21 protein-coding genes are annotated in these 26,357 nt (G+C 52.9%); 14 read left to right on the forward strand and 7 right to left on the reverse strand.

The annotated features are described in order from the left end of the window. Window positions 1–4 precede the first annotated feature (4 nt). The 4 genes from AC55FS_RS10205 to AC55FS_RS10220 all read left to right on the forward strand — a co-directional run bounded on the left by AC55FS_RS10205 (window position 5) and on the right by AC55FS_RS10220 (window position 5,518). Window positions 5–844 carry a PhzF family phenazine biosynthesis protein gene (locus tag AC55FS_RS10205; RefSeq protein ID WP_496932145.1) on the forward strand — a complete coding sequence of 280 codons (840 nt, stop codon included), beginning with the start codon at window positions 5–7 and terminating at the stop codon, window positions 842–844. Between the two features lie 494 nt (window positions 845–1,338). Further along, window positions 1,339–2,178 carry an SMR family transporter gene (locus AC55FS_RS10210; RefSeq protein WP_496932146.1) on the forward strand — a complete coding sequence of 280 codons (840 nt, stop codon included), beginning with the start codon at window positions 1,339–1,341 and terminating at the stop codon, window positions 2,176–2,178. A 47-nt stretch (window positions 2,179–2,225) separates the two neighbouring features. Next, entirely contained in the window at window positions 2,226–3,179 is a 954-nt protein-coding gene (locus tag AC55FS_RS10215; protein WP_496932147.1) for an RsmB/NOP family class I SAM-dependent RNA methyltransferase, read from the forward strand. A 92-nt stretch (window positions 3,180–3,271) separates the two neighbouring features. Continuing rightward, entirely contained in the window at window positions 3,272–5,518 is a 2,247-nt protein-coding gene (locus AC55FS_RS10220; protein ID WP_496932148.1) for a putative bifunctional diguanylate cyclase/phosphodiesterase, read from the forward strand. 46 nt (window positions 5,519–5,564) lie between these two features. Here AC55FS_RS10220 and AC55FS_RS10225 read toward each other — a convergent pair whose 3' ends face one another. Next, window positions 5,565–6,686: an alkane 1-monooxygenase gene (locus AC55FS_RS10225; RefSeq protein ID WP_496932149.1), complete on the reverse strand. Its 1,122-nt coding sequence runs from the start codon at window positions 6,684–6,686 to the stop codon at window positions 5,565–5,567. A 143-nt stretch (window positions 6,687–6,829) separates the two neighbouring features. Here AC55FS_RS10225 and AC55FS_RS10230 point away from each other — a divergent pair, with 143 nt between their 5' ends. From AC55FS_RS10230 to AC55FS_RS10255, 6 genes are all read left to right on the forward strand, one after another. After that, complete coding sequence (locus tag AC55FS_RS10230; protein WP_496932150.1) at window positions 6,830–7,480, forward strand: GntR family transcriptional regulator; 651 nt, start codon at window positions 6,830–6,832, stop codon at window positions 7,478–7,480. Window positions 7,481–7,519: 39 nt separating this feature from the next. Continuing rightward, the gene (gene smc, locus AC55FS_RS10235) at window positions 7,520–11,020 is read left to right on the forward strand and encodes a chromosome segregation protein SMC (protein ID WP_496932151.1); all 3,501 of its coding nucleotides are present in this window, start codon (window positions 7,520–7,522) and stop codon (window positions 11,018–11,020) included. A 224-nt stretch (window positions 11,021–11,244) separates the two neighbouring features. Continuing rightward, window positions 11,245–12,330: a cell division protein ZipA gene (locus AC55FS_RS10240; protein WP_496932152.1), complete on the forward strand. Its 1,086-nt coding sequence runs from the start codon at window positions 11,245–11,247 to the stop codon at window positions 12,328–12,330. A gap of 314 nt (window positions 12,331–12,644) precedes the next feature. After that, window positions 12,645–14,699 (forward strand): NAD-dependent DNA ligase LigA, encoded by a 2,055-nt coding sequence (ligA, locus tag AC55FS_RS10245; protein WP_496932153.1) that lies wholly within the window; start codon window positions 12,645–12,647, stop codon window positions 14,697–14,699. After that, the gene (locus AC55FS_RS10250; RefSeq protein ID WP_496932154.1) at window positions 14,699–15,376 is read left to right on the forward strand and encodes a transglycosylase SLT domain-containing protein; all 678 of its coding nucleotides are present in this window, start codon (window positions 14,699–14,701) and stop codon (window positions 15,374–15,376) included. Before ligA ends, AC55FS_RS10250 begins: the two co-directional genes overlap by 1 nt. Before the next feature lie 88 nt (window positions 15,377–15,464). Beyond that, window positions 15,465–17,237 (forward strand): PAS domain S-box protein, encoded by a 1,773-nt coding sequence (locus tag AC55FS_RS10255; protein ID WP_496932155.1) that lies wholly within the window; start codon window positions 15,465–15,467, stop codon window positions 17,235–17,237. A gap of 10 nt (window positions 17,238–17,247) precedes the next feature. On the opposite strand, the gene AC55FS_RS10260 is transcribed toward AC55FS_RS10255, so the two are convergent. From AC55FS_RS10260 to AC55FS_RS10270, 3 genes are all read right to left on the reverse strand, one after another. Further along, complete coding sequence (locus AC55FS_RS10260; protein ID WP_496932156.1) at window positions 17,248–17,793, reverse strand: hypothetical protein; 546 nt, start codon at window positions 17,791–17,793, stop codon at window positions 17,248–17,250. 3 nt (window positions 17,794–17,796) lie between these two features. Continuing rightward, window positions 17,797–18,894 (reverse strand): tRNA (uridine(54)-C5)-methyltransferase TrmA, encoded by a 1,098-nt coding sequence (gene trmA, locus AC55FS_RS10265; RefSeq protein WP_496932157.1) that lies wholly within the window; start codon window positions 18,892–18,894, stop codon window positions 17,797–17,799. A gap of 126 nt (window positions 18,895–19,020) precedes the next feature. Next, on the reverse strand, window positions 19,021–19,488 hold the full coding sequence (locus AC55FS_RS10270; RefSeq protein WP_496932158.1) for an Lrp/AsnC family transcriptional regulator: 468 nt from the start codon (window positions 19,486–19,488) through the stop codon (window positions 19,021–19,023). Window positions 19,489–19,607: 119 nt separating this feature from the next. Here AC55FS_RS10270 and AC55FS_RS10275 point away from each other — a divergent pair, with 119 nt between their 5' ends. From AC55FS_RS10275 to AC55FS_RS10290, 4 genes are all read left to right on the forward strand, one after another. Then, window positions 19,608–20,546, forward strand: coding sequence for a DMT family transporter (locus AC55FS_RS10275; RefSeq protein WP_496932159.1), 939 nt, complete (start codon window positions 19,608–19,610; stop codon window positions 20,544–20,546). A 5-nt stretch (window positions 20,547–20,551) separates the two neighbouring features. Further along, the gene (locus AC55FS_RS10280) at window positions 20,552–21,736 is read left to right on the forward strand and encodes an amino acid aminotransferase (protein WP_496932160.1); all 1,185 of its coding nucleotides are present in this window, start codon (window positions 20,552–20,554) and stop codon (window positions 21,734–21,736) included. A 122-nt stretch (window positions 21,737–21,858) separates the two neighbouring features. Then, window positions 21,859–22,731: an acyl-CoA thioesterase gene (locus AC55FS_RS10285; protein ID WP_496932161.1), complete on the forward strand. Its 873-nt coding sequence runs from the start codon at window positions 21,859–21,861 to the stop codon at window positions 22,729–22,731. A gap of 4 nt (window positions 22,732–22,735) precedes the next feature. Then, window positions 22,736–23,269 (forward strand): thioesterase family protein, encoded by a 534-nt coding sequence (locus AC55FS_RS10290; protein ID WP_496932162.1) that lies wholly within the window; start codon window positions 22,736–22,738, stop codon window positions 23,267–23,269. A gap of 24 nt (window positions 23,270–23,293) precedes the next feature. Here the strand turns inward: AC55FS_RS10290 and AC55FS_RS10295 are convergent, their stop codons facing one another. From AC55FS_RS10295 to AC55FS_RS10305, 3 genes are all read right to left on the reverse strand, one after another. Then, window positions 23,294–23,938 carry a sugar transferase gene (locus AC55FS_RS10295; RefSeq protein WP_496932163.1) on the reverse strand — a complete coding sequence of 215 codons (645 nt, stop codon included), beginning with the start codon at window positions 23,936–23,938 and terminating at the stop codon, window positions 23,294–23,296. 109 nt (window positions 23,939–24,047) lie between these two features. Further along, the gene (locus AC55FS_RS10300; RefSeq protein ID WP_496932164.1) at window positions 24,048–25,238 is read right to left on the reverse strand and encodes a glycosyltransferase family 2 protein; all 1,191 of its coding nucleotides are present in this window, start codon (window positions 25,236–25,238) and stop codon (window positions 24,048–24,050) included. Between the two features lies 1 nt (window position 25,239). Beyond that, window positions 25,240–26,313 carry a glycosyltransferase gene (locus AC55FS_RS10305; protein WP_496932165.1) on the reverse strand — a complete coding sequence of 358 codons (1,074 nt, stop codon included), beginning with the start codon at window positions 26,311–26,313 and terminating at the stop codon, window positions 25,240–25,242. Between the last annotated feature and the right edge of the window lie 44 nt (window positions 26,314–26,357).

Genomic DNA, 26,357 nt, shown 5'->3' on the forward strand with positions numbered 1-26,357 from the left:
ATGTATGCGTTGCAGCTTGGTGGATGTATTTGCCAGTCGGCCTTTGGCCGGTAATGGTCTGACGGTGTTTTATCAACAGCAGCTGCCTGATGCCGATACCATGTTGGCGCTGACTCGGGAAATGCGCCAGTTTGAATCTATTTTTTTAGCGCCCATGAGTGAATCGGGTCATTATCGGGCTCGTATTTTTACCATGGAAGAAGAGTTGGATTTTGCCGGTCATCCTCTTTTAGGCGCAGCGGCACAGCTGCGTTGGTGGTTTGGCTGCGACGAACGCCAATATTGGCATTTGCATTTAAATCACAGCGTTATCTGTGTCAGCACAGAAGAGAACCAGGGCATGCAGGTGACTATGCAGCAACCTATGGCTGCATTTGGCCAGATCATGACAGCTGAACAGCGCTCGTCGTTACTGAAGGCTTTTTCACTAACTGAAGCGCATGGCGCACAGTTACCTGTGCAGCAGGTGTCCTGTGGTTTGCCCTATGTGATCGTGCCTTTGCAATCGGGTATTGAGCAAGCACGTCAGTGCATCAGTGCCGAAGCCATGACGGAATTATTGCGCCCGGTTGGGGCAAAATTTGCTTATTTATTGGATATTCACCAGGGCGAGGGGCGCACCTGGGATCCAGCTGGTCAAGTCGAAGATATCGCGACCGGCAGTGCCGCGGGCCCGGCAGCAGCGTATTTGCAGCGTTATTGTCACTATGGTGAGCATATCCGCTTGCAACAAGGCCGCTTTTTACAACGCCCTAGTGAAATACAGGTCACCTTGGGTGAGCAAGAATTATATGTTCATGGTCAAGTGGCGCCGGTGGCGGATATTAAATTGCATTTGCGCTAGGGATTGTTAGCGCTATTAAGATTTTTGCTGCTGGCGACGGCTTTTTATGGAGTAAGACTTACGGGATGTTGCTTAACCGGTTAAATCAGTAACGAATAACACTGCTTAGGAAAAAGAGACTCCAGCCCTACGTTGGTTGAGCATCCCTCAATCTGTGTTCAGCATAATTTATATAACTCGTTAACCATTCATGTTGGCGTCTTAATTGAGCCGTTTTGAGTTTAAGGGCGGCATGGTCGAACGGGTGCTAAACGCCTTGGGATGAGGCAGCACAGTAGGGTGCAATTATCAATTGATTGAATCGTCTGTTGTGCTTTTGGCTAGCATTGGAGTGTCAATTGCACTTTTAAGCGTGGGCTGGTGTTATTGGGCATAGTGTCTGTTGTTCGTTATTGTGCCAATCTGGCAATGGTTGCCTTCGACACAGGCATGTTGTTGGATGGTGATCTCCACCTTAAATTCTGATTCTGTTGGAGCGTCTTCGGCTACTTTTCGTGTCACTATTATTTTCTTTGATATCCGCCTGCGCTTGGTCGCTGTTTGATTTAAAGCGCAAGCAGCTGGCCCAGCAGTTGCCGCCACTGCCGTTGGCGCTATGGCTAAGCGTCGGTGTAATTCCTATCTATACGCTGTTATGTCTGTGGAGCCAGCCGCTATTGCCAGCCGCCGGCTATCTGTGGCCCGCCCTTGGCAGTCTATTGGTGTCGACCATGGCCGCGGTGTGTTTTATCCAAGCGCTAAAGATTGGCCAAATCGCGTTATTAATGCCGGTGCTGGCCCTGAGTCCTGTGGTGTCGGCGTTAATGAGTAGCTGGTGGCTAAATGACCATCTGCAGGTACGGGAAGTGGCCGCTATGGTGGCCATCGTGGTGCTGCTGTTTTTGCTGCAGGGTGGTGCCCACCTTCGCTGGCGTGCTGGTTTGGGCTATATGCTGCTGGTGGCATTGGGCTGGGGTATGGGCACGGTGTTCGATAAATGGGCGTTGGCGTATATCGAACCATTGGCTCACGCCTGGGTGCAAAGTACGGGCATGCTGATATTACTGGCGCTGCTGTTGTGGTGGCGTGGTGAGTTGGCACAGGCGGCACCTGGTCGTGTGCCACTGCAGCCGTTGTTGTTGGCCGTGCTGGTATTTGTGTTGGCGGTATCGCTGCAGCTGTATGCCTTGCAAAGCCTTCACGCCGGCGTTATTGAAACCATCAAACGTGGCGTCGGCATGTTAGGCGCTTTGCTGTGGGGCGTTTGGTTTTTCAACGAATCTATACAGCGGCATCAGGTGCTGTTGGTCGTGCTTTTGATAACGGCCATCGGCTGGTTGCTGTGGCCAGTCTGAAGTGGGGGCAGTATTTTGTTAATATACCGCCGTTTGAGTCAGTGTGAATGCGCATGTTACCCAGTGATTTTGAAGAGCGATTTGAGCAGTTATGCCCCCAGACGCTGCACCCGGATGCACGTCGAACATTTGACCAGCCCAGGGCGGTGACCTTTCGGGTGAATACCCTAAGGCCTGATCACGACACTGTGATCGAGCGTTTGCAGTCGCAAGGCTTGGATTGTCAGCCCGTCGATTGGAGTCATGAGATTGGTTTGTTTGCCTGGCAGGTGGATGCCCAGCAGCGTGAAGCGCTGACGTACAGTGCAGAAGCTGAATCGGGCGATATTTATATTCAAAGTTTGTCGAGCATGTTAGCACCCTGGCTGTTGCAGCCAGAGTCCGATGATTGGGTGCTGGATTTGGCCGCAGCTCCCGGCGGTAAAACCATTTTACTGGCGCAGATGATGAACAATGAAGGTCGCATCAGTGCAGTAGAGCCCGTTAAAAATCGCTTTTTCCGCTTGCGCGCCAATCTTGAGCGCATGGGCGTCGATAATACTCAGTGTTATATGAAAGACGGTCGTGCCATTGGCAGCTTAAAGCCTGATACCTTTGATCGCATTATGCTGGATGCACCTTGCTCATCGGAATCTCGCTTTAAAAGCTACGATGCCAGTTCGATTGAGCATTGGTCGTTACGCAAAGTGGCCGAGTGTTCGAAAAAGCAGCGTCGCTTAATTCAAAGTGCCTTTGATGCGTTAAAGCCAGGTGGGGTATTGATGTACTGCACCTGTTCATTTTCACCGGAAGAAAATGAAGTGGTGGTGAGTCAGCTGTTGAAAAAACGTCCCGCCCAGGTGATTCCTATTGAGCTGCCAGACAGCATTCACAATGTGTCGGCTGGCATTACCGAGTGGCAAGGCAAAGCACTGCACGCGGATTGCCAACATACGATACGGGTATGGCCCGGCGCACAAATGGACGGTTTTTATTTGGCGCTGTTGCATAAGCCGGAATAGCCATCAGGCCATTTTCGCGTTGGCGATATAGCTGCTACTGCGACAGAAAGCCCTTCTATACTAGCGGCACAGCCCGGTAAAAGGATGCCTTCGTGTCGCTGCGCCAAAAAATCCTGTTGGTATACGCCCTGGTATTATCGCTAGGGCTGGCCATCTCAGTATCAACCCTTATTAGCGGCCAGCGCGTCGCTGCGGTTACCAGCACCTTAGTAGATGAAGATCTGCCCTTGCTCGAGCATATGCATGGGCTCTACTTTGCCATGGTTGAGCATGAACGGTTGCTGTACGAATATTACGCTACCATAGATCAGGCTGGCATTATGCCAAAGGTGGCGGCGGTTGATGCTCAGTTAGGTCTGCATTTGCAAGCTTTGGCGCAGGGCTTAGAAAGCCGCATGGCGCTAGAGCAACTGCAGCAGTCGTACCAGCAACTGCAGCAGTTGACTGGGGAACTCGATCAAGTAATGAGCGCCGAACGAGTCGATTGGGATCAGGCCCGTGTGCTGCTCGAAAATATCAGCAATGCTAGGCGTCAGGTGCTGCCCGATCTTGAGCGTCTGGTATCTGAGTTTAGTTCTGAAGCCCATATGGCCGGGGCAGAAACCCGCTATCAAACACAGCTCAGTACCACGCTGGTGGTTATTTTCAGTTTGCTGGTGCTGATTATTGCAGCGTTTGTTGGTTATTACGTTAATCGCTATCTAAGTGACAGTGCCGAGCGCCGGCGGCTGGCCATGATGGCAGAGCGTCATCCCAATCCGGTGTTGCGCTTTGGCTGGCACGGTGAGCTGCAATACAGCAATCCCGCTACGGTTAAATTGATGCAGCAACTGGGCAATCAGTCGCGCCGCGCCGACAGCTTATTGCCGGCAGATTTTCAGCAGCGCTTGTTAGAAGCCCAGGTAGAAGGCCAAGCGTTGGTGGAGTGGCAGCAGCCCTGGCAAGAGTCTCATTGGCTGCAGTACTCATTATCTCTATTGCCGGACTTATCCAGCTGCCATCTTTATATCACGGATATCACTGATGAAATAAAGGCCCAGCGGGAACTGCGTCATCAGGCTTATCACGATGCATTAACCAGCCTTAGGAATCGCCGTTGTTTATTTGAGCAACTGGATGCTGTCACCTTGGATGATGCGAATCCGGTGGCCTTGTTGCTGCTGCAAATCGATCGTTATGACGCCGTTACCTCGAGTGTTGGTCAGGGCATTGCTGACGAGTTGATTGTCACCGTGGCGCAGCGACTGGGCAGCTTTTTGCAACACTATCGTGATGACGGTATGCAGCATGCTTTGTATCGATTAGAAGCGGCCAAGTTTGTTATTTTGCTCGATGAGCTGCCTGAGCCCAGTTTTGCTGATCATCTGGCGCGTGATTTGGTTCAAGCCATGCAGGAGCCGGTCAAATTAAAACACAGCGAGTTCTTTTTGACCGTGAGCATTGGCATTAGCTTCTTCCCTGAGCAAAGTCAGGGTCCAGATACCTTGCTGGCGAACGCCGATGCGGCGTTAAGTCGTGCCCGTAATAACGATGGCGACGGTTTTGTGCGCTACAGCGATGCCATTCATGAACGTGAGCAGGCCTGGGTCGAGATCGAGCATGACTTGCGTGAAGCGATTGAAAAACAGCAGCTGTTTTTAATGTATCAGCCCAAAATTACCGCCCATGATCATCAGATTCATGGCGTCGAGGCATTGATACGCTGGCAGCGCCAGCACGGCAGTTTGATGTCACCCGCAGAGTTTATTCCAGTAGCCGAGCGCAGTGGCTTGATTGTAACGCTAGGGGAGTGGGTGCTCGAAGAAGCCTTTCGTCAATACGAGCAATGGGCAAAGCAGCAACCTCTGTCGATTGCCATTAATTTATCGGCGAGGCAGTTTCGCCACCCGGGATTATTGCCCATGTTAAAGAGATGTTTGCAGCATTACGCCGTTGAGCCAAATCATATCGAGCTGGAGATTACCGAAAGTCTGCTGATGCAGGACGTGGATAAAGCCATTACCTTGATGCACGACATCAAAGCTTTGGGCTTTCGTTTGGCCATTGATGACTTTGGTACGGGCTATTCGTCGCTGAGCTATTTAAAACGTTTTCCCATTGATTGCTTAAAGATCGATCGGGCCTTTGTTAAAGACCTGGATAAAAATGAGCAAGATCGCACGCTGCTAAAAGCCATGGTCGATTTGGCCCATAATCTGGGTATGAAGGTGGTAACGGAAGGCGTTGAAACCGCCGAGCAGCTGGCCCTAGTGGAGCGGCTGGGAACCGATAATATTCAGGGTTTTTATTTTAGTAAGCCGTTAACTGTGGAAGAGCTACAGCAGCATTACCGCCAATAGCGGCAATGCCAATTACTGATGTTAGCAGTACGCTCGATGGTTGACTTTATGCATCGTGCAGCTGGTGCTCTTCACCTTGGTAATATCGTTCCACCCTAGGGTTCATCACTTTAAACCACAGCGGCGGAATGATGGCCAATAAAATCATGCCGGCATAACCACTGGGCAATTGCGGGCTCTGTTCATGATGGCGCAGCACCTGGTAACGACGTTTGGGGTAGGCATGATGATCCGAGTGACGCTGCAGTTGAAACAAAAATAAATTGGTGAGCAAATAATTGCTGTTCCAGGAATGTTCGACATTGGTGCGCTCGTAACGACCGTTGTCCAGTTTGCGACGGTGCAAGCCGTAGTGCTCGATGTAGTTAATAATTTCGAGCAAGGTAAAGGCAAAAAAACTCTGGCACAGAAAAAACAACACGCCCAGCCAGCCCCAAGCCAGACCACAGGCCATGGCCATTAAGGCGCTGATGCCATACCACCAAATCAGTTCATTACGCCAGCTCAATGCAGAGTGATCTTTGCGGCTTAAGCGCTGAGCTTCCAAGCGCCAGGCATTTAAAAAATTGTGCACATAGGCGTGGGGCAAAAAGCGATACAGCGACTGGCCATAACGTGAGGATGAAGCATCTTCAGGGGTTGAAACATGCACATGATGGCCACGCACATGCTCGACTTTAAAACCGCCGTAGCAAACGCTCGCCAGCAATAAACCGCCGGCCCATTGCTCCAGGGTGGTGTCTTTATGAATCAATTCATGGCCAACATTGATGGCAACAATGCCGCCAACGGTACCCATCGACATCAGCCAGCCCAGCTGACCGAAGAAACCAAACTCGGTAGTCATAAACACCTGGCCGGCAAAGGCGATACAGGCCAAATACATGGGCAGGCATAACAAGGTTAGCCAGCGGTAATAGCTTTGCTCGGATAGCTGCGGCACCTCCTGTTGCTCGTCTGGGTTGACTGGGTCTTTACCGATCAGGTGATCCAGCGCCGGTACCAATAAATACACAAACGCCAGGGTAAACCAGGCAAACAGATCGGCATGGCCGAACTGTGTCCAAAGCCATTGTGATAAGGGCAGTAACAGCGGTGGTACCACTACCAGGCAGTAGGCAAATTGCTTGCAGCGCAGCAGCTGCTGATGGGACAAGTGCTGGAGCATATCAGATCCTTATTATTGTTGGATTGTCTGACAATATTGCCACGACAGCGAACATTCCAACAGGGACGATAGCGCCACAGTACTGTGGTTCGGCGCCAGCAGTGGCTGTGCTATGATCCCCCTCCCGTAATTGGTGCTGATGTATGAGTCTGACCCGGGCCCAGAGTTTGGCCGAGCAAATAGCTGAGCATATTGAGCAGCGCATCATCGATGGCGACATGGTGTCTGGTGAGCGCATTCAGGAAGTCAAAGTGGTCAATGCGCTGGACGTCAGTCGTGGCAGCGTACGAGAGGCGTTATTGCTGCTCGAAGCGCGGCATCTGGTGACCATATTGCCGCGCCGTGGTGCCTTTGTGGCAGAGCTCAATGAGCGTCGGGTACACAGTCTGTACGATTTGTTTGAACATCTGCTGATTATGCTGGCCTCTCAGCTGGCGCAGCAATGGCACGATCAGCAGTTGCAACCTTTGCTGGCTAAGGCTGAGCAGTTAGCCCAGCACCAGGCTGGTTATGACGACTTTATTCGCCACGGTTTTGCCTTGATGACGGCTGCCATGGCGGTGGTCGATAACGATTACCTCAATCAAGTGCTGTTCGATCTGAAACCAGCGGTGCGTCGTACCTATGCCTTAGCCATGCGACACAGTCAGCGCGAAAAAGACAATGCCCAGCGGTTTTTTGCCCAGCTGGTGCAGGCGGTGTTGCAACGAGACGTTGCAGCCATTGCGCCCATCGTGCATAACTACGGTCAGCACCAACGCCAACACGTATTAACCGCCCTCGGGCTGGTTTGATCAGGAAACGCCCAGGGAAAAAAGGCAGCCCCACAGATTATGCGACTTAAAGCCATCAAGCTGGCCGGATTCAAATCTTTTGTCGATCCGACCACGGTCCCCTTTACCACCAATATGACCGGCATTGTCGGCCCTAATGGCTGTGGTAAGTCCAATACCATTGACGCCGTGCGCTGGGTGATGGGCGAAAGCTCCGCCAAGTATCTGCGTGGCGACGCCATGACGGACGTGATTTTTAACGGTTCGTCGGAACGTAAACCGGTGGGCAAATGCAGCGTAGATCTGATTTTTGACAACAGCGAAGGCAAGCTGCGCGGCGAATACGCCAAATACAGCGAAGTCGCAGTACGTCGTCAGGTCACCCGCGATGGTCAGTCGAGCTATTACCTCAATGGCACTAAGTGTCGGCGCAAAGATGTCACCGATCTATTTTTGGGCACGGGGTTGGGGCCACGCTCTTACGCCATTATTGAACAGGGCATGATTTCCAGGCTGATTGAAGCCAAGCCAGAAGAACTGCGTGTTTACGTCGAAGAGGCGGCGGGCATTTCTCGTTATAAAGAGCGCCGTCGTGAAACCGAAAACCGCATGCGCCGCACTCAGGAAAACCTCGAGCGCTTAAGCGATATTCGTGAAGAGCTGGATCGCCAATTAGCGCACCTGCAGCGCCAGGCCCAGGCGGCGGAAAAATACAAAGAACTGAAATCGCAAGAACGTGAGAAAAAGGCCCAGCTGCAGGCGTTGCAATGGCAGACCCTAGATACCGACTACCAGCAGCGTGAGCAACAAATCGGCCAATTGCAGGTGACCTTTGAGTCCCATATGGCGGCCCAGCGCTCGGCCGACGCCGATATCGAAGCGCTGCGTGTGCAGCACAGCGACAAAACCGACGCCTTTAATCAAGCACAAACGGCCTTTTATGAAGTCGGTGCCCAAATCGCTCGACAGGAACAAAAGGTGGAGCACCAGTCGCAATTGTCGCTGCAACTGGATCGTGATTTGGCTGATGCTGAGCGCAGCTTGTTAGAAGCGCAAAAAGAGCTGGAGCAGGATCAGATTAAGCTCGAGGACGTCAGTGAACAGCGCATGGCGCTGGAGCCTGAGTTGGAGTTGCTAGAAGCGGCAGAAGAGGAAGCCAGTGAGGCCTTACTGCAAGCCGAGGAGGCACAACGGCAATGGCAAGACGACTGGGATCAGTTTACCCAGCGCGCTAGCGAGCCAACGCGGCAAGCGGAAGTAGCGCAAACCCGGATCCAAAATATCGAACAACAGCTGCAGCGTCTGCAGCAGCGCCGTGGCAAATTGCAGGATGAGCAGCATCAGCTGGAGCACAATCCTGAACTGGAAGAAATCCAACTGCTGCAAGAGCAATGCAGCGAGCAAGAGCTGCACTCGGAGTCGTTGCAAGAGCAGGTAGAACAGCTGCAAAGCCAGCTGCAGCAAGGTGAAGAGACGCTCGAACAACGTCGTCAGCAGCTCAATGAGCAGCGCCAGCAACTGCAACAACATCTGAATCGTCAAACCACCTTAGAAGCCTTGCAAGCTGCAGCGGTGGGTGAAGGGTCGGAAGCCGTCAGTCATTGGTTAGAAAGCCACCAGCTGGCACGCAAACCGCGCTTAGCTGAAACCTTGCACGTTGAAGCCGGCTGGGAAAAAGCGGTGGAAACCGTACTGGGCGACTATCTGCAGGCGGTGATGGTGGATGCCCTTGATCCGGTGCAGCATTGGCTGGCCAATTTAAACGATGGTTTATTGACCCTATGCCAGGGTCGACCGGCGAGCGTGGCTGCTGAGGCTGGCACTTTGCAGGCTAAGGTCAGCGCCAAAACTGACCTCAGTGATTTGATGCACGGGGTATTGGTGGCCGATGATCTGGCCTCCGCCTTGGCCCGGCGTGATAGTCTGAGTAGCGGTCAATCTTTGATTACGCCCGATGGCATTTGGATCGGCCCAGATTGGCTGCGCATCAACCGACAGCAGGGTGATGAAGGCGGCATGCTGGCCAGGCAGCAAGAGCTGGAGCAGCTGGCCGATGTCATTGAGCAACTGGATATTGACGTTGAAGAAGCCGAAGCTGATCTCGACAGTGACCAGCTCAGGCTACGCAGTCAGCAGCAGCAGCGTGAAAACGCTCAGCGTGAGTTGCAGCAAGCCAGTCAAAAACTGATTGCGCTGCGCTCTCAGTTGGCGGGCAAACAGGCACGGGCGGAACAATTTGATGTGCGCCGGCGGCAGTTGCAAACTGAGCTGGAAGAAATCAACGAACAGCAAGAGCTGGAACGCGAGCAGCTGGAGTTGCTGCGTGAGCAATGGCATGAAGCCATGGCCGCAGTGGATGAAGACGCCGATCAGCGCGAACAGCTGCAGCAGCGCCGTGAGCAGGTGCAAACGCAATTGCAGCAGGCACGTGGTCAGGCAGGTCAGCACAAAGACCGGCGTCATCAGTTGCAGCTACAACTGCAAAGCCTGAATGGCAGTGAAAACAGCCTGAAGCAGGCCATTGAACGTTTGGCTGCGCAGCTCAGCACCTTGCGTCAGCGGCGCGAAGCCATTGTCGAACAACAGTCGCGCGATCACTCTGCCGATTTGGAATTGTTAAAAGCGCAACTGGAAGAGCAGCTGGCGCAGCGCCTGCAAGCCGAAGAGCAGATGCAAGCGCGGCGACGTGAACTGGAGCAGGTCGACAGTCGTTTGCGTGAACTGGAGCAGCAGCGCAGTGATGCCGAGAAGCAGGCATTAGAAGTGCGCAATGCACTAGAAAAAGTGCGCATGGAATGCCAAGCACTGGATATTCGCCGTCAGGCGCTGGTCGATCAGCTCAAAGAAAGTGGCCTTAGTCTGCATGACGTGATGCAAGCCATGCCCGAGCAAGCGGATTCTGAGCAGTGGCAGCACGAATTACAGCGTATCGGCGAGCGCATTCAGCGCTTAGGTGCGATTAACCTGGCCGCCATCGAAGAGTATCAGACGCAATCTGAGCGTAAACGCTATCTGGATGAGCAGAACCAAGATCTGGAAAAAGCGCTGGCAACCTTAGAAGGGGCGATCCACAAAATTGATCGCGAAACCCGCACTCGCTTTAAAGAAACCTTTGATCACATGAATCGCGGTTTGGCTGAGCTGTTTCCTAAAGTGTTTGGCGGTGGTCATGCGTCGCTGGAGCTGACGGGCGATGACTTGCTCAATACCGGCGTGGCCATTATGGCGCGCCCGCCGGGCAAAAAGAACAGCACCATTCACTTGCTGTCCGGTGGTGAAAAGGCCCTGACGGCTATTGCTTTGGTATTCTCTATCTTTCAGCTGAACCCGGCACCTTTTTGTATGTTGGACGAGGTAGACGCCCCCTTGGATGATGCCAACGTGGGGCGTTACGCCCGTTTGGTGAAAGCCATGTCCGATAAAGTGCAGTTTATTTACATCACCCACAACAAGATTGCCATGGAAATGGCCGATCAATTGATGGGCGTGACCATGCAAGAACCCGGGGTGTCGCGTTTAGTGAGTGTGGACGTTGAAGAAGCAGCAGAAATGATTGACTAACGGCGGACTTTTCTGACCGCGAGTGGTCAGATCAGGAAAAAGCCTCAGTCAGAAAAAGTAAAACTACTCTTCATACACGAATAGGTAGTGACGGGGTCTGTATTCGCCGGTTGGGTTGTGTAACACTCTGCTACACCAAGGCTCCTTGGTATGTGCTCGCCGATGTTGTTTGTTTTCCGGCGGGCCAGTGAAATCAAACGAAGTGATAATTTAAGGTACAGAATATGGAATGGAGCTGGCGCACCGTCATGATCCTGCTGGGGTTGCTGGGCATGGTGGTGATCCTTATCGACGGATTCAGACGCATGCGACGAGCCCGAGCAGAAGCCTTACGGCTCGACGTATCCAATGAGTTTCGCTTTCCCGAAGACGGTCACAACCCAGAGTTGCCGGGCGGTGGTGCACGTGTTGTCGGGGATGAAGAAGCCGAGCATGAGCCCAGTCATGAACGACTGGAGCCAACGCTGTCGTTGGGCGAGACGTCGCAGCCATCGCTTGATCTTGATATTGACGCTCCTGTTGCTGAGCGACCCCAGGCGGTGTCACAAATCCCTAAGGTAAAGCCGGTTAATCTCGACGAGCCTGTGCCCGTGCTGATGGAAGTGGAGGAGCTGGGCGACGATGTCGACAGCGCCCCCAATAAACCCGCCTACACGGACGGTGATCTCTCAATGGCACAGGAACAGGCCGACGAAGCTGATATTGAACACGCTCATTACGACCCTGAGCCACAACCTGAAACGCTGGATACTATTGAAGACCCGCATCTTGAACAGGAAGTGGAGAACTTGCCAGAAGCCGATCCCGCTCTGGTACAACCGGTTAATTTTGCTGCCCCCGATGCCGAGCGTTTAAGTGAACGTCCTGATCCTGAGTTGGTGCTGGTGATCCATGTTCTGTCTCATGATGAGCAAGGCTTTAGTGGTCGCGATGTGCTGTTTTTATTCAACAGCTGTGATTTGCGCTATGGCGAAAAAAATATTTTTCATCGTTATGAGCAAGCCGATGGTCAGGGTTGTGTGCAGTTTTCCGTTGCCCAAAGCCATGAACCAGGCAGTTTTGTGCCACAAGACATGGCTGAGCAGCACTATCCTGGGCTGAGCTTTTTCTTAAGCTTGCCCGGTGCACATAAGCCGTTAGAGGCCTATGAAGCCATGTCGGAAATGGCCCAGCTGGTGTCGCGCCAGCTGGGTGGCGATTTGATGGACGGTGAACACAGTACCTTAACGCCACAGACCATTGAGCATGATCGCGCGCAAATCATGGACTTTGAACGACGCCAGCGCTTGCAGGTCCGCAAGCGCGGCTAAGCCGTGTAGCCCAGCGGTGCCCGCCGGCACCGCCTAGGGCCTGTCACACTATTTCGATCACGCTGTTATGAACTGAAAATCCCTCAATTCAGGCGCGAAGAGTGATGTTTAACGAGCTAAATGAAGGATGAGTAACGCAGATTGAGGGATTTTCAGAGATAACCCAACGGGCTGGAGCCCATTTTTCCTTGAGCTGTGTTGTTCGTTGCTTATTTAACGGGTTAAACGGCGTACCTTATGCCTTGCTCAATAAAAAATGGATTCCAGTAGCAAAGAGCTAAATCGTGTTAACAGGCCCTAGCAAAAGACACCACATGACAGATCAAACCCTGCCCGAATACCCCCAGGCGCAGCAGCGCGTCACCGAATTACACCAGCGTCTGCACCGCTATAATCGCGAATACTATCAAGACGATAATCCGACCGTGCCGGATGCCGAATACGATCGTTTGCTGCGTGAACTGCAACAACTGGAGCAGGCCTATCCCGAGTTACTAAGCAGTGACTCGCCCAGTCAACGAGTGGGCTCGGCGCCGCTATCAGCGTTTTCTCAAATCGAACATGAACAGCCCATGCTGTCCCTCGACAATGCCATGAACGCGGAGGAATTTGCCGATTTCTACGCGCGTTTGCAGCGCCTGGCGGGCGACAGCAACGACATTGCTCTGGTGTGTGAGCCAAAGCTCGACGGCGCCGCTGTTAGCCTGTTGTATGAAGACGGTAAGCTGGTACGCGCGGCAACCCGTGGTGATGGTTCCACTGGCGAAGACATCAGTGCCAATGTGCGCACCATCGGCAATGTACCACTGTGCTTACAAGGAGAGGTGCCGTCCAGGCTGGAAGTGCGCGGTGAAGTCTATATGCCGCTGGCGGGATTTGAGAAATACAACGAGCGTGCCAGGGAGCAAGGCGGCAAAGTGTTCGCCAATCCACGCAACGCCGCCGCAGGTTCGTTACGTCAGTTAGATTCTCGCATTACTGCCAAGCGACCGTTGGAGTTTTGCGCTTACGGCTTAGGTGTGGTCAGTGATGACTTTGAGCGTCCGGATACGCTATTTGATGTTTTTCAGTGCATTGCCAGCTGGGGGCTTAAGGTCAACGATGAGCTGACGCTGGCGGCTAACTTAGAGCAAGCGCAGGCGTTTTATCAGCGCCTTGGCGATAAACGTCACCAACTGGCGTATGAAATCGACGGCAGTGTGTTTAAGGTCAATAGCCTAGCGTTGCAGCAGCGCATGGGTTTTGTGGCTCGCGCGCCACGCTGGGCCATCGCCTACAAGTTTCCGGCCGTTGAGCAGTTAACGCGCCTCAATGGTGTCGATTTTCAGGTTGGCCGCACTGGAGCCATCACCCCAGTTGCTAGGTTAGAGCCGGTAGCTGTGGCCGGTGTGGTGGTCAGCAATGCCACCTTGCATAACATGGACGAAATTGAACGATTGGATGTTCGCATTGGCGATACCGTGGTGGTGCGTCGTGCTGGCGATGTGATACCACAAATTGTTTCTGTGGTGGTGCAAGATAGGCCTGCGGATGCGCAGCGCATTGAGCTGCCAGCGGCGTGTCCTGTGTGCGAATCCCATATTGAACGTGTTGACGGTGAAGCCGTTGCTCGCTGTACCGGCGGCTTAGTGTGCGCGGCCCAGCGTAAAGAGGCGATTAAGCATTTTGCTTCGCGTAAGGCTCTGGATATCGAGGGGCTGGGCGATAAGTTGATAGAACAGTTAGTGGACGCCGATTTGATTGATGGCGTCGACGACTTATTTCATTTGCAGTTGGAGCCTTTGGTGGCGCTGGAACGAATGGGGCAAAAGTCGGCGCAGAATGTACTCGATGCCATTGAAGCCTGTAAGCACACCACCTTGGCGCGTTTTTTATATGCCTTAGGCATTCGCGAAGTGGGTGTGGTGACGGCACAAAACCTGGCGTCTCATTTTGGTTTCTTACAACGCATTATGGAGGCCACTCACGAGCAGCTGGTGGCGGTGGATGATATCGGTGATATTGTCGCCAGTCATATCGTTAACTTTTTTGCCGAAGCGCATAACCGCAGCACCATAGAACAGCTGTTGGCGTCCGGTCTGACATGGGAAGAAGGTGAGCCAGACATCCAAGGCGCTGATGATTTGCCGTTGGCGGGGCAGGTGGCAGTGATTACCGGCAGCTTAAGCAATATGAGTCGCGATCAGGCCAAGGCTGCGCTGCAAGCGTTGGGCGCTAAAGTCACCGGCAGTGTATCGGCCAAAACCGACTTTTTGGTGGCCGGTGAAAAAGCGGGCAGCAAACTCACTAAGGCTCAGTCATTGGGCGTTGAGGTGCTTGATGAAGATGCCTTGCAAGCGCTGTTACAACAGCATCGGGATTTGCTCTAATGCGATTCGGGCTGCTGCTGGTGTGTGTGCTGTTGGCGGCCTGCTCAACGCCGCAGCCGCGCAATATTAACGACGTCTGCGATATCTACGACGAGTATTACGATTGGTACAACGCCTCTAAGTCGGTGCGCGAACGTTATGGCATCCCCGAGCCTGTGACCATGGCGTTTCTTCATCAGGAATCCAAGTTTATTGATGACAGTCGCCCGCCGCGCAAATGGTATTTATGGATTATTCCAGGTCCACGGCCATCGACGGCCTTTGGTTATGCCCAGGCATTGGATACCACCTGGGAGGAATACCAGCGTTTAACCGGCAACTGGAGTGCCGATCGTGATGATTTTGAAGACGCTGTCGATTTTGTTGGCTGGTATAACCAGCGCACGGTCAAGCGCACAGGGGTTAAATCCCATGACGCTTATCGTTTGTATCTGGCCTATCACGAAGGGGCCGGAGGCTATTTGCGTGGCAGCTACAAAAACAAGCCCTGGTTGATCAAGGTGGCCAAGAAAGTTCAGCGCCGCGCCGCCGCTTATCAGCAGCAGTTAAATCGCTGTCGTGATGAATTGGATGATGACTGGTTCTGGCGTTCGATTTTTGGCTTTGAAGGCCATGTGCCCGTGGCCAAAATCAATCCGCATGAACAAGGTGTTAGCTGGCGTAGTGTTAGCGACTGAATAACATCGAAAACGCAGCCAATGCCGGCAGCGACCCAGTCGCTGCATGCTAGACTGACAAAGTCTTGAACAGTTGGATGGTTTGCCAATGGATGGGGTGCTGCTGGCGTTCACTGTATTGCTGGTCGCTGGCTTTGCGGCAGCATGTGGCTATTACTATAAGGCCCGCTCAGTGGCTGATGTAAAAAAGGACGTTGATGAGTTGTTTCAGCTCAGTCCCGATCCCATGCTGGTCGTCAATACTCGCGGCATTATCGAACGCGCAAACTTGGCCGCTCACCAGATGCTTGGTTATCACACCGAAGAACTGGACGGTCAGTCCGTTTCTTGCCTAGTGCCTGAAGGCGCTAGGTTGCATCATGATTCCCTGGTTGGGCTGTTCTTTTCGTCTGCGGGTCAGCAAAAAATGCGCAATCGTATCCGCGTTTGTCATGCCGGTGGGCACTCGTTGCCGGCAGAAATACATTTGTCATTAATTCAATTGCACGGCCGCGAACTGGCACTGGCGGCGATTCGTGATACCAGTCGACTAGAAGATGAAGAACGTGCGCTGCGGCACTTAAATAAGCGCTATGCCAGCTTGTTTGAACAGCGTACCGTCGGCATTGCCATTGTCAGTTTAGGTGGGCACTTTTTGGAGGTGAACGACACCCTGTGTAGCACTTTAGGCTACGCCCGTGAAGCCTTGCTCAATTTGGATTTTCAGCAGATTACCCACCCTGATGATTTGGACCGCGATGTTGATCAGTTGCGTCAGTTAATTGAAGGCGCGGCCGACAGTTACGATATGGAAAAGCGTTATCTGCGAGGTGATGGCCAAATTATTTGGGCCCAGTTAACGGTCAATATGGTACGTGATGAGCGCGGCAAACCGGATTATTTTATCTCCAATGTGATTGATATTTCCCAGCGCAAATGGGCGGCGCACTTGCTGGAAGAATCTGAGCAAAAATTTCGCACCATCGCTGAAACCATTCGTTCTGTGGTGTGGATGGCGACGCCTGGGCCGGATAGGATTTTGTACGTGAATCAAGCGTATGAGCGCATTTGGGGGCGTAGCCGTGACATGCTGTATGAAAATCCACAAGCACTGATTGATGCGGTATTACCCGAGGATAGAAAAGAGATACAAGCCGCCATGGGCCAAAAACGCCAAGGTGAGTGGGAGCTACACTATCGCATTCGCGATACCGATGGCCATATTCGTCATATTCACGATATCGGTCACGGTATTGAAGATGATGAAGGCCAGTTAAAGTTTTTAATTGGCTTGGCGACGGATGTGACCGAGCAAATGGAAGCACGGCGCGAAGTGGAGCGGGCGCTGGAGCGCGAGCAACAGGCTAGCCAAGCATTGCAGGAGCAGTTGCGTCGTGATCCTTTAACGGGCTGCCTCAATCGTCAGGCACTGTATGAAGAGCTGCAAGCACAATGGAATTTATACCGTCGTCATCAAACCCCAAGCACTATCTTATTTATCGATTTGAACGACTTTAAACAGATCAATGACAATCACGGTCATATTGCCGGCGACCAGGCGCTGTTGTTATTGGCAGAAAAACTTCAGCAAATTATTCGTATCAGTGACTCGCTAGCTCGCTATGCGGGCGATGAATTTGTGGTGGTGTTGCCGCAGACCACAGTGCCGGAGGCTCAGCATGTGGTGGATAAAATCCGCCGCGAAGTACTGACCTTCGATACCGATGACGGCTGTCAGGTGGCGGTGCCATTTAGTATTGGCCTCGCATTTGTGGGTTATCCGGATATCAGTGGTCCGAATAGTTGGATTGCGGCGGCTGATCAGGCCATGTATTTGGATAAAGGCCGTTATCGCAAGGCCCATCACGACCCATCTGCTTAGTCGCGCAACGTTATACTCTAGGCCACAGCTGAATTAGCGGCTGTTCACCTAAAAAGTCGGGCAATAGCCATATCTTTTCAAATTCGCCGCCGCTGATCGTGAGCTTGGGCAATGCTTCAATAAACTGCTGCCGATGCCACAATGGGCTGGCATTACGGATCACCAACCACACCCGCTCAGAATCATAGTGCTTTTGCGCTTTGCTAGTTAACAGGCGCTCAAGTGCATGACGAAGTTTGGCGTTACTGTCTAACTGCGCTAATTCACTTAAATAGCGCCAGATGGGGTCATCTTGTTGGCGCCCGGAGACCCATTTCGCCTCGTCTTCACTTGCGTATAAATGAGCGATTTCCAAATCGAGTTGTTGGCCTTGTAAAAAACAGGAAACATCGGGTTTGGCAGGGTCGTTATGCCAAATATGGCGCACGGTTTGCTGTTGTTCTTGCTCATAGCGGCGCATAAATAATCGCGCCGCTTGATGCTCGAGTTTGCGCTTTTCTGCCTCAGAGCGATGCAATGCTTGGCCGTCTTTGTCGCGTTGCATGTCTGAGGTCATAGTTTATCGTCGCGTTAAAAACACACCGGCTTCGGTGTGGTGGGTGTATGGGAATTGGTCGAACAGTGCCGCCCGCTCAATGCGATGGCTGTGCTGCAGAATGTCCAAATTCGCCGCTAGCGTGTCTGGATTGCAGGAAATATAGATGATGTTGTCGTAGGCCTGTATCTGGCGTACCGATTCGTCATCCAGTCCGGCGCGCGGGGGATCAACCAACACAGTACGAAAATCATAATCTTGCAAATGAATGTCCTGCAAGCGTCTGAAGCTTCGTTGCTGGCGCAGGGCTTGCACAAACTCCTCGCTCGATAAGCGAATAATATCCAGGTTTTCAATACCGTTATCGGCGATATTGACCTGGGCGGCTTGAACCGAGGTTTTGGAAATTTCTGTTGCCAGCACCTTGCGAAAGCGATCGGCTAGGGCAATGGAAAAGTTGCCGTTACCACAGTACAGCTCCAATAAATCACCACCGATGCCGTCAGCACAGCGTCGCGCCCAGCTCAGCATCTGTTGATTCATTTCACCATTAGGCTGCGTGAATCCACCTTCAATTTGACGGTAATGAAAGCTCTGGCCATCAACCCGCAGGGTTTCAGTAACATAATCGCGGCTTAATACCCGCTTTTGCTTGCGCGCCCGGCCAATAATGGCGACGCCCAGCTGCTGCTGCAGTTGTTCGGCGGCCTGCTGCCAGTCGTCACTGAGTGGCTTGTGGTACACCAAGGTAATCAGCGCGTCACCGCTTAAAGTGGTGAGAAACTCCACCTGAAACAGCCGCTGTCGTAAGATCTCGCTCGGTTGTATGGCTGTTAACAGCCGCTGCATGAGCTGCTGGATCAGTGGGCAGGCAATTGGAAACTGCTTAACCTCATAGGGCTGAGTTTTGTCACCCGGTGCGTACATGGCATAAAAGCAGCGATCTCCGTCATGCCATAGGCGAAACTCGGCACGTAGCCGAAAGCCTTGCGGCGCACTGGCGAATACCTCCAGCTCGGGAGCCTGGTAGGGGGCCAGTTTGGCGGCCAATTCTGTGGCTTTGCTGTGCAATAGAGCATCGTATTGCTCGGGCAGGACATTGTGCTGATAAACCGGGTACATAACACCACCTGTAAAACGGGGCCGCCATTATACGGAATCAGCGCTGAGATGCAGCTTAGCGATGCGGTCCCAGTAGGTTCTTTCCGTTCGTTAGATCGCTATTGAGCTCACAGCGGCGCTTGATGTTCAGTTTGGCAGTAGCGGCAAGGGCCCACCGGCTTTGACTTGGCGAATGGCAAAGCTGCTGTCGATGGTATTGACGTTAGGCAATTTTTGCAGCCGTCGCACCCAGGACTCGTAGTGGCGTAAATCTTTGCTGACCACTTGTAGCAAATAGTCAAAGGCACCCGATACCGTATGGCAGCTGATAACTTCGGCCATGTCGCTGACGGTTTGCTCAAATTGCTCAATGATGGCGTCCTGGTGCTGGCTGAGACGCACATGAACAAATACCGTGATGTCGAGGCCTAACTGTTCGCGGCTGAGTTCCGCCCGATAGCGCACAATCCAGCCTTCTTGCTGCAGCCTGCGAATACGCCGGGCACAGGGTGAGGGCGACAGCCCAACCTTGTCGGCCAGCTCTTGAGCGGTGAGCTGGCCATCGCGCTGTAACCAATGCAGGATCTGCTGGTCAATTCTATCCAGTGGCTGCATATGCTAATCACTCTTCAGTATTTGGCATATTTTGGCACAAAATCAATGCTGGGCGCGAATACTTGCCGTCATCACTCAAGCCCTTGCCCTCACACTATAAAAAAGTATGAGGACAAACCATGTCAGTGAGCAGTACCCAGAGTTGGAAAACCGTCGTCCCCATTGATAATCAGGCCAATGATCGCCGTTTAGGTTATCTGGCGGCACTGGCCACGGTGTTGATTTGGGCCAGCTACTTTATGTCGTTGCGCCTCGGAGCGCTGTCGCCTTTGGCAACCTTTGATCTGACGCTGTTTCGCTTTGCTGTGCCTGGCATTATTTTGCTGCCCTGGTTCTGGCGTCGGCGCCAGACCATTCTGGCGGTGCCTAGGGTTTGGCGATTAGGCATGTTGATCGGCAGTGGTGTGCCTTTCTTTTTGCTCGGTGCCATGGCAATGCAATGGTCCCCCGTGGCCCACGGCAGTACCTTAATTCCAGGTGTGGCGCCGTTGTTTGTGACGTTATTGGCGGTGTGGCTGTTTGCCCAGCCCTTATCTGCCAGCAAACGCATTGGTTTAAGTGCTATTGCGCTGGGCGTACTGCTGTTAATCGTCAGCAGCTGGTTGCAGGGCGACGCTGATTTGGCGCTGGGTCAGGGACTGTTTTTATTGGCCAGTTTATTGTGGGCGCTGTTTACCATATCGGTGCGGCAAAGCGGCCTGGCACCGCTGGACGTAGCCGCCTGGATTACCGTCCCCAGTGGCTTTGGCCTGCTGGCGTATGCAGCGTTCACAGGCGATGCACCCTCGTTTTTACAGTTGTCGTGGCAACAATGGCTGCCACAAATGCTGGTGCAAGGAATATTGGTGGGTTTGGGGGCTGGCTATCTGTATGGCTATGCCATACGTCAGCTCGGCGCTGAGATGACCTCTGCCATTGGCTCATTAACCCCAGTGGCGGCAACCTTGGCTGCTGCTGTGGTTTTGCAAGAAACAGTCGTGCAAAGCACCCTGGCAGGGTTATTCTTCGTCACCTTAGGCGTGCTGTTTGCCAGCGGCCTGCTTTCGAAACGGAGATAATGTAGATGTTTGAACAACTGGATGTGCCAGCAGCGGATCCGATACTGTCGATTTCTGTGGCGTTTCGCGAGGACACGCGTGACGACAAAATGGACCTGGGTATTGGTGTCTATCGTGATGCCCACGGTCATACCCCCGTCATGGCGGCGGTGCGTGAAGCGGCGATTCGCATTGCTCAAGAGCAAGACAGCAAAGGCTATGTCGGCTTAGCGGGCAATGAAGCCTTTAACCAGGCCATGACCGAGTTTCTGCTGCAAGGCACGGATGCACTGGCGCGTACGGCGACCATTCAAACTCCCGGCGCTAGCGGTGCGCTGCGTATGCTGGGGGAGTTGATCGCTTATACCCGCCCCAAAGCCAAGGTATGGATTAGTCGCCCCAGTTACGTTAATCATCAGCCAGTGATGGAAGCCTGCGGCTTGGAGGTGTTGGAATACTCGTATTTTGATCCAGACAGCAAGCGCGTGGACGAACAAGCCATGCTAGATTGCATTGCCAAACTGGGCCCTGATGATGTGTTACTGTTGCACGGCTGCTGTCATAACCCTACGGGTGCGGATATCTCGCCCCAGGCTTGGCAGGCCATTGCCGATATGGCGTTAAAACAAGGTTTTTTGCCCTTTGTTGATCTGGCCTATCAGGGCTTTGGCGATGGCCTAGACGCCGACGCCGCAGGCCTTCGTTTACTAGCGCACACCTTGCCCGAGGTGTTGGTGGCGGTATCTTGCTCAAAGAACTTTGCCCTGTATCGTGAGCGCACAGGCGTCGCCATGGTGATCGGTCAATCGCTGACCCAAGCACACTATGCCAAAGGCCACATGCAGCGTATTGCGCGCTCTACCTACACCATGCCACCGGATCATGGCGCGGCCATTGTCGCCATGATTCTTGCTGATGATCATCTGACGCAGCGCTGGCAAGCAGAACTGGATGACATGCAACAGCGCATCAAGAGCCTACGCCAGCAACTGGTCAGTGAGTTTAAGGCCGCCGCTGACAGTAATCGCTTTGATTATTTTGCTGAGCACCGCGGCATGTTTTCGGTCACCGGATTATCGGATCAGCAAATTATGCAGCTGCGTGAGCAGCATGGCATTTATCTGGTCGGCGGCGGGCGCATTAATATTGCTGGCCTAAGTGAGCAACGAGTTGCCAAGCTGGTTGAGGCCTTTTTGGCGGTGGGTGCTTAACGTTCACGGATGCTGCCTGGCAACAGTCTGTTGCTATCCTGCACAGGTGTTTGTCAGGTCAGCCAATGGCACAGCGATTGGCCCTAGTAAAGTAGGGTGTATTGCGAGCTGAGGGCAGTATCATGAGCGACGTATTACAAGAATTACTGCAGCTGTTACAGCTGGAACCTATTGGCGTGAATCGCTTTCGTGGGCATAGCCAGGATCTAGGCTTTCGCGCCTTGTTTGGTGGCCAGGTACTTGGTCAGAGTTTATCGGCGGCGATGCAAAGCTTGCCTGCCGGTGAGTGGGCGCCGCATTCATTGCATGCTTATTTTTTGCGTCCAGGCCGGGTCGAAGACAGTGTCGAATTTGAAGTCGATGTGCTGCGCGATGGCCGTAGTTTTGTTACCCGCCAAGTAAAAGCCAGTCAGCATGGCAAAGCCATCCTAACCATGATGTGCTCGTTTCAGCACCCCGAAGAGGGCTTTGAACATATGGCCCCTATGCCTGACGTCAAAGGTCCTGAGGGCATTGCCTCGCAGCTGGAGCTGGCACGTATGTTTCGCGATTATTTCCCTGAGCGGGTACGCGACATCTATACCGCCGACAAACCCATCGAGCAGCGAGTGCTCGACCCGGTTAATATTTTTGCGCCGCAAAAAAAAGAGCCGCTGAAATATGTGTGGATGCGCGCTGACGATCAACTGGGTGATGATTTTCACGATCACGCCAGGGTGCTGGCTTATGCCTCGGATTTTAATTTGATCACCACGGCGCTGCATCCTCACAGTGTGTCGGTGTCGCAGAAAGATATAAGCGTGGCTTCCATCGACCACAGTATTTGGTTTCATCGCCCATTTCGCATGGATGAATGGTTACTGTATGCCATCGATAGCCCTAATGCCGGTGGTGCACGTGGATTTTGTCGCGGCCAGTTGTTTAGCCAAAAGGGCGAACTGGTGGCGTCGGTGGCGCAAGAAGGCTTGATGCGCAAAACGACGGTGAAGGATTAACAGTATGCATTCATTTCGTTACGCCAAATTATTGTGGCAATGGCCAGCGCAACAAAGGCCTCTGGATGACATTCTTGCGGCCAGTGAGATGCAGTTTCGTGTCATGCCCTGGGACTGTGATTTTAATTTGCACCTGACCAACGGTGTTTACCCTAAGTGGCTGGATCTGGCACGCACTAAGCTGTTTATTGAATTAGGGGCCGCGGGTTTATTTGTCCGCCATGGTTGGCGCTCGGTGCTGGCCAGTCAAACATTGACCTTTATTCGCGAAATACCGCCGCTGGCCAAGGTGCAAGTGAGCAGTAAGGTGCTGCATCTGGATAAAAAATACTTTTATGTAGAACACGCCTTTAGCGTAAAGGGCAGGCTGCATGCTAAGGCGCTGGCGCGGGTGGCGGTGCTGCACGGCGGGCGGGTACAACCCTTAATCACGCTGTTAAATCAGCTGCAGCCCGATTTTTTGCCGCCAGATGCCGGTATGCCAGAGCAGGTGGCGGCAAAAATTGCGTTACTGGAGGCGAAAAAGTCTCCTGGTTAATGAGTGGCCTTGGCTGTTGAATCATTATTGTCCTCGGCCCAATACCATCACGGCGATGGTCTTTATCATTATAAATAAATCCATTTTTAACCAAGACCAAGGGTCGCCCAGAGCCAAGGCATAGCGATGATCAAAGCCTACCTTGGAGCGAACATCCTCAATGCAGGTGTCGTAACCTTGGTTTACTTGGGCCAATCCGGTGATGCCTGGACTGACGCCATAGGTGCGTTCGGCAAAGTAGGGAATGGCATTTTCTAGTTTTTGATAAAAACCGGGGCGCTCAGGCCTTGGTCCAATCAGAGACATGTCACCCATTAACACGTTAAAAAACTGTGGCAGTTCATCGAGTCGGCTTTTACGTAAAAAATTCCCAACCCGGGTAATACGGGGATCGGCTTTGCTGGCCCAGGTTGCACCGGTACGTTTTTCTGCATTTTGCACCATAGTGCGAAACTTGATCATATGGAACAGATCCGTGCGTTCAGGCATTGCCTTGCCAATGCGTAACTGGCGATAAAAAATGGGCCCAGGCGATTCTAATCGAATGGCCAAGGCGATCAGCGGGAACAAAGGCAAGGTCAGCAGTAAACCAATGCTGGCAAAAAATACATCAAACAGCCGTTTGCCGACGGCAGTTTTGGGGTCGATGGTGAACAAGGACGTCTGCATAGTGGTGTCTCCCAGCAAATGCTAAAGGGTTAAAACTGTCTTTATCGAGCTATGGGCACGTCCTTAAGCCATGCGACTTGCCGTCGCACCGTCCTTGTTGATCTGGTGATTAGAGTTGACCTCCGTTTGGGGCCACTCGCGACCAGCGGCCACGTTCTAGCCTTAAGGCGTAACGCACGCTGCCCCACAATCCGGCCAAATGCCCGGCGACTAAATAGCGCAGCGCGGCTAAGGCTTTATGTTGACCAATGCCCAGTACACCACTGACGGCCGCTAAGCCGTAGAGCGCCAATTGCAATAGCGCTAACAGGGCAAACCATGGGCTGCTAAAAGCTAGGCTGATGCTGCCCAGTAACGCTGCCAGCATGCAAAACGGCATCAGTACTCGCAGCGCTTTGCCCGATGCAAAGGTAAAGGCCACACCGCCGTGTTTTGGATGCAATAGTCCACGCAGGCGAATCAGTTGCTGCAGGTTGCCGGCGCTGATGCGAATGCGACGTTTAAAATCCATATCCTCATTGCTGCTTTCCATTTCCAGGGTGGTAAACAGGCTTTCTTGTATTGAGCGATAGCCCTGGGCCACGATCTGCATCGGCAGAATAAAGTCATCGTTAATGGTGTCGCTGGCGAGGGGTTGGTACAGCTGGCGGCGAAACACATAGCCAGCGCCATGGGTGCCTAAGGTTGAGCCCAGGCTGGCTTCTCGTTGTTTGAGCTCACACTGATACTGCCAGTACAGATCTTCACCAGCGAGGTCGTTATGCCATAAACGATAGCGGCTGTTCACCACGCCAACGCTGGGATCAATAAAGTGCTGTGCCGCGAGGCGGAGAGCATCGATCGACAGCAGTGCAGACACGTCCGTTAATAGAATCAGGTCGCTGTCGCTGTCTTGCACCAACTGGTTAATCAGTGCCACCTTGCCACGGTTAACCACGTAATTTTTAACGCTAAAACGAATGCCTTGGCATACAGGCTCGGCAATGGCGGCCAATGCCAGTGTTGCGGTTTGGTCGCGACAACCATCACAGGCGATGATCACCTCAAAGCGCTCTGCTGGGTAATCGAGAATGGCCAGATTTCGAATCTTTTCGGCGATCCAGCACTGCTCGTTAAAAGCCGGCACAATGATCGTAACGCTAGGCAATGGTGACTGTTTCCAGGCTTTAGCGGGTCGCTCTGTGGTAGCGGGAGCACGTTTTCGGGCTAGCCATTTAAGGACCAGTGGGTATAACGCATGGTGGTACACCACCAAAAATCCGCTTAATAAGGTGATAATGCTCAAGGCTAATTCCGACATATCACACCCCCTCGCCGGATAGCGCTTCATAGGCTTGCACCATGGTGCGCACATCGCTGGTTTGGGTGACAAACTGGCGCGGTGAAATCGCCGGTGGGCGTTTCAGCAAGGTGATAAGGCTGGCGGTAAGGGCCGCGGCATCGCCTTTCGATATGCTGGCACCGCTGTGCGGGCAGATGGTCTCTGCCGAACCGCCTGCATCCGTAACTATGCTGGGCACGCCGCAGGCTTGGGCTTCCAGCGGCGATAGTGGAAAACCTTCCTGATAAGACGGTAAACAAAACACATCGATGGCCTGGTAGAAGGTCGGCATATCATCAAGGTGGCCCAAGAAATGAACGCGTTTTTCCAGCCCGGCTTGCTGTGCCTGTTGCTCTAATGCCGTTTGTAGCGAACCGCCGCCGGCAAAGGCCAGATGCACTTTTTCATCCAGTTGAGGCAATACATCGATCAATAAATGCTGACCTTTGACCGCTTCCAGGCGGCCGCTGCAGCCGATCATTAAGGTATTCAGGGGAAGATGCAGTCTGCGCCTCGCTTGGCACTGATTGCCGGGCTTGAACTGCTCACTGTCGATGCCATTGCGAATGGTTAAAATGGCTCGCTGCGGGAAATACTGTCGCAGTGCATTGGCAACGCTGTGCGAGTCGGCGACTAAGGTCGGTTTTAGCCAGTTTAACAGCCGACCTTGCAGCTGGCGTTGCTTATCATTTTCCAAATGCCAGGCGTCGTGCTCGGTATGAATCAAGTGGCTGATGCCAGCTAGGCGTGCAGCCAACCCTCCATACAACAGCGGTCCAATATGATGGGTGTGTACCGTTAGCACCTGGTGCTGTTTAAACAGGCGCAGCAGCTGCAGGACAAGCTGGATTTGAACGCCAGGGGCCTTGTTTAAAAACACTAACCGATCCTGCATCTGTTGCAGTCGAGGCCAGTGCTGTAGAGCGCTGGTTTTGTCGCCTTCCAGGCTGATGATGAGGGTGTCTGGATGGCATGAAAAACGAGCCAGGTCTAGCGCCATGGTCTCAATGCCGCCGGGACGTAAATGCTGAACAATCTGTACGCTGGTAATCACGGGCGGTCTCCTTCAATCAGGTGTGACAGCACTATTGCAGCGCT

This window comes from Bacterioplanes sp. CLAM21, from assembly GCF_059641015.1.

Bases quoted from the DNA above. Each gene is read 5' to 3' on its own strand.
- AC55FS_RS10205 (WP_496932145.1), top strand. From the start codon at position 5: ATGCGTTGCAGCTTGGTGGATGTATTTGCCAGTCGGCCTTTGGCCGGT.
- AC55FS_RS10215 (WP_496932147.1), top strand. From the start codon at position 2,226: ATGCGCATGTTACCCAGTGATTTTGAAGAGCGATTTGAGCAGTTATGC.
- AC55FS_RS10225 (WP_496932149.1), bottom strand. From the start codon at position 6,686: ATGCTCCAGCACTTGTCCCATCAGCAGCTGCTGCGCTGCAAGCAATTT.
- AC55FS_RS10230 (WP_496932150.1), top strand. From the start codon at position 6,830: ATGAGTCTGACCCGGGCCCAGAGTTTGGCCGAGCAAATAGCTGAGCAT.
- smc (WP_496932151.1), top strand. From the start codon at position 7,520: ATGCGACTTAAAGCCATCAAGCTGGCCGGATTCAAATCTTTTGTCGAT.
- AC55FS_RS10240 (WP_496932152.1), top strand. From the start codon at position 11,245: ATGGAATGGAGCTGGCGCACCGTCATGATCCTGCTGGGGTTGCTGGGC.
- ligA (WP_496932153.1), top strand. From the start codon at position 12,645: ATGACAGATCAAACCCTGCCCGAATACCCCCAGGCGCAGCAGCGCGTC.
- AC55FS_RS10250 (WP_496932154.1), top strand. From the start codon at position 14,699: ATGCGATTCGGGCTGCTGCTGGTGTGTGTGCTGTTGGCGGCCTGCTCA.
- AC55FS_RS10255 (WP_496932155.1), top strand. From the start codon at position 15,465: ATGGATGGGGTGCTGCTGGCGTTCACTGTATTGCTGGTCGCTGGCTTT.
- AC55FS_RS10260 (WP_496932156.1), bottom strand. From the start codon at position 17,793: ATGACCTCAGACATGCAACGCGACAAAGACGGCCAAGCATTGCATCGC.
- trmA (WP_496932157.1), bottom strand. From the start codon at position 18,894: ATGTACCCGGTTTATCAGCACAATGTCCTGCCCGAGCAATACGATGCT.
- AC55FS_RS10270 (WP_496932158.1), bottom strand. From the start codon at position 19,488: ATGCAGCCACTGGATAGAATTGACCAGCAGATCCTGCATTGGTTACAG.
- AC55FS_RS10275 (WP_496932159.1), top strand. From the start codon at position 19,608: ATGTCAGTGAGCAGTACCCAGAGTTGGAAAACCGTCGTCCCCATTGAT.
- AC55FS_RS10280 (WP_496932160.1), top strand. From the start codon at position 20,552: ATGTTTGAACAACTGGATGTGCCAGCAGCGGATCCGATACTGTCGATT.
- AC55FS_RS10285 (WP_496932161.1), top strand. From the start codon at position 21,859: ATGAGCGACGTATTACAAGAATTACTGCAGCTGTTACAGCTGGAACCT.
- AC55FS_RS10290 (WP_496932162.1), top strand. From the start codon at position 22,736: ATGCATTCATTTCGTTACGCCAAATTATTGTGGCAATGGCCAGCGCAA.
- AC55FS_RS10295 (WP_496932163.1), bottom strand. From the start codon at position 23,938: ATGCAGACGTCCTTGTTCACCATCGACCCCAAAACTGCCGTCGGCAAA.
- AC55FS_RS10300 (WP_496932164.1), bottom strand. From the start codon at position 25,238: ATGTCGGAATTAGCCTTGAGCATTATCACCTTATTAAGCGGATTTTTG.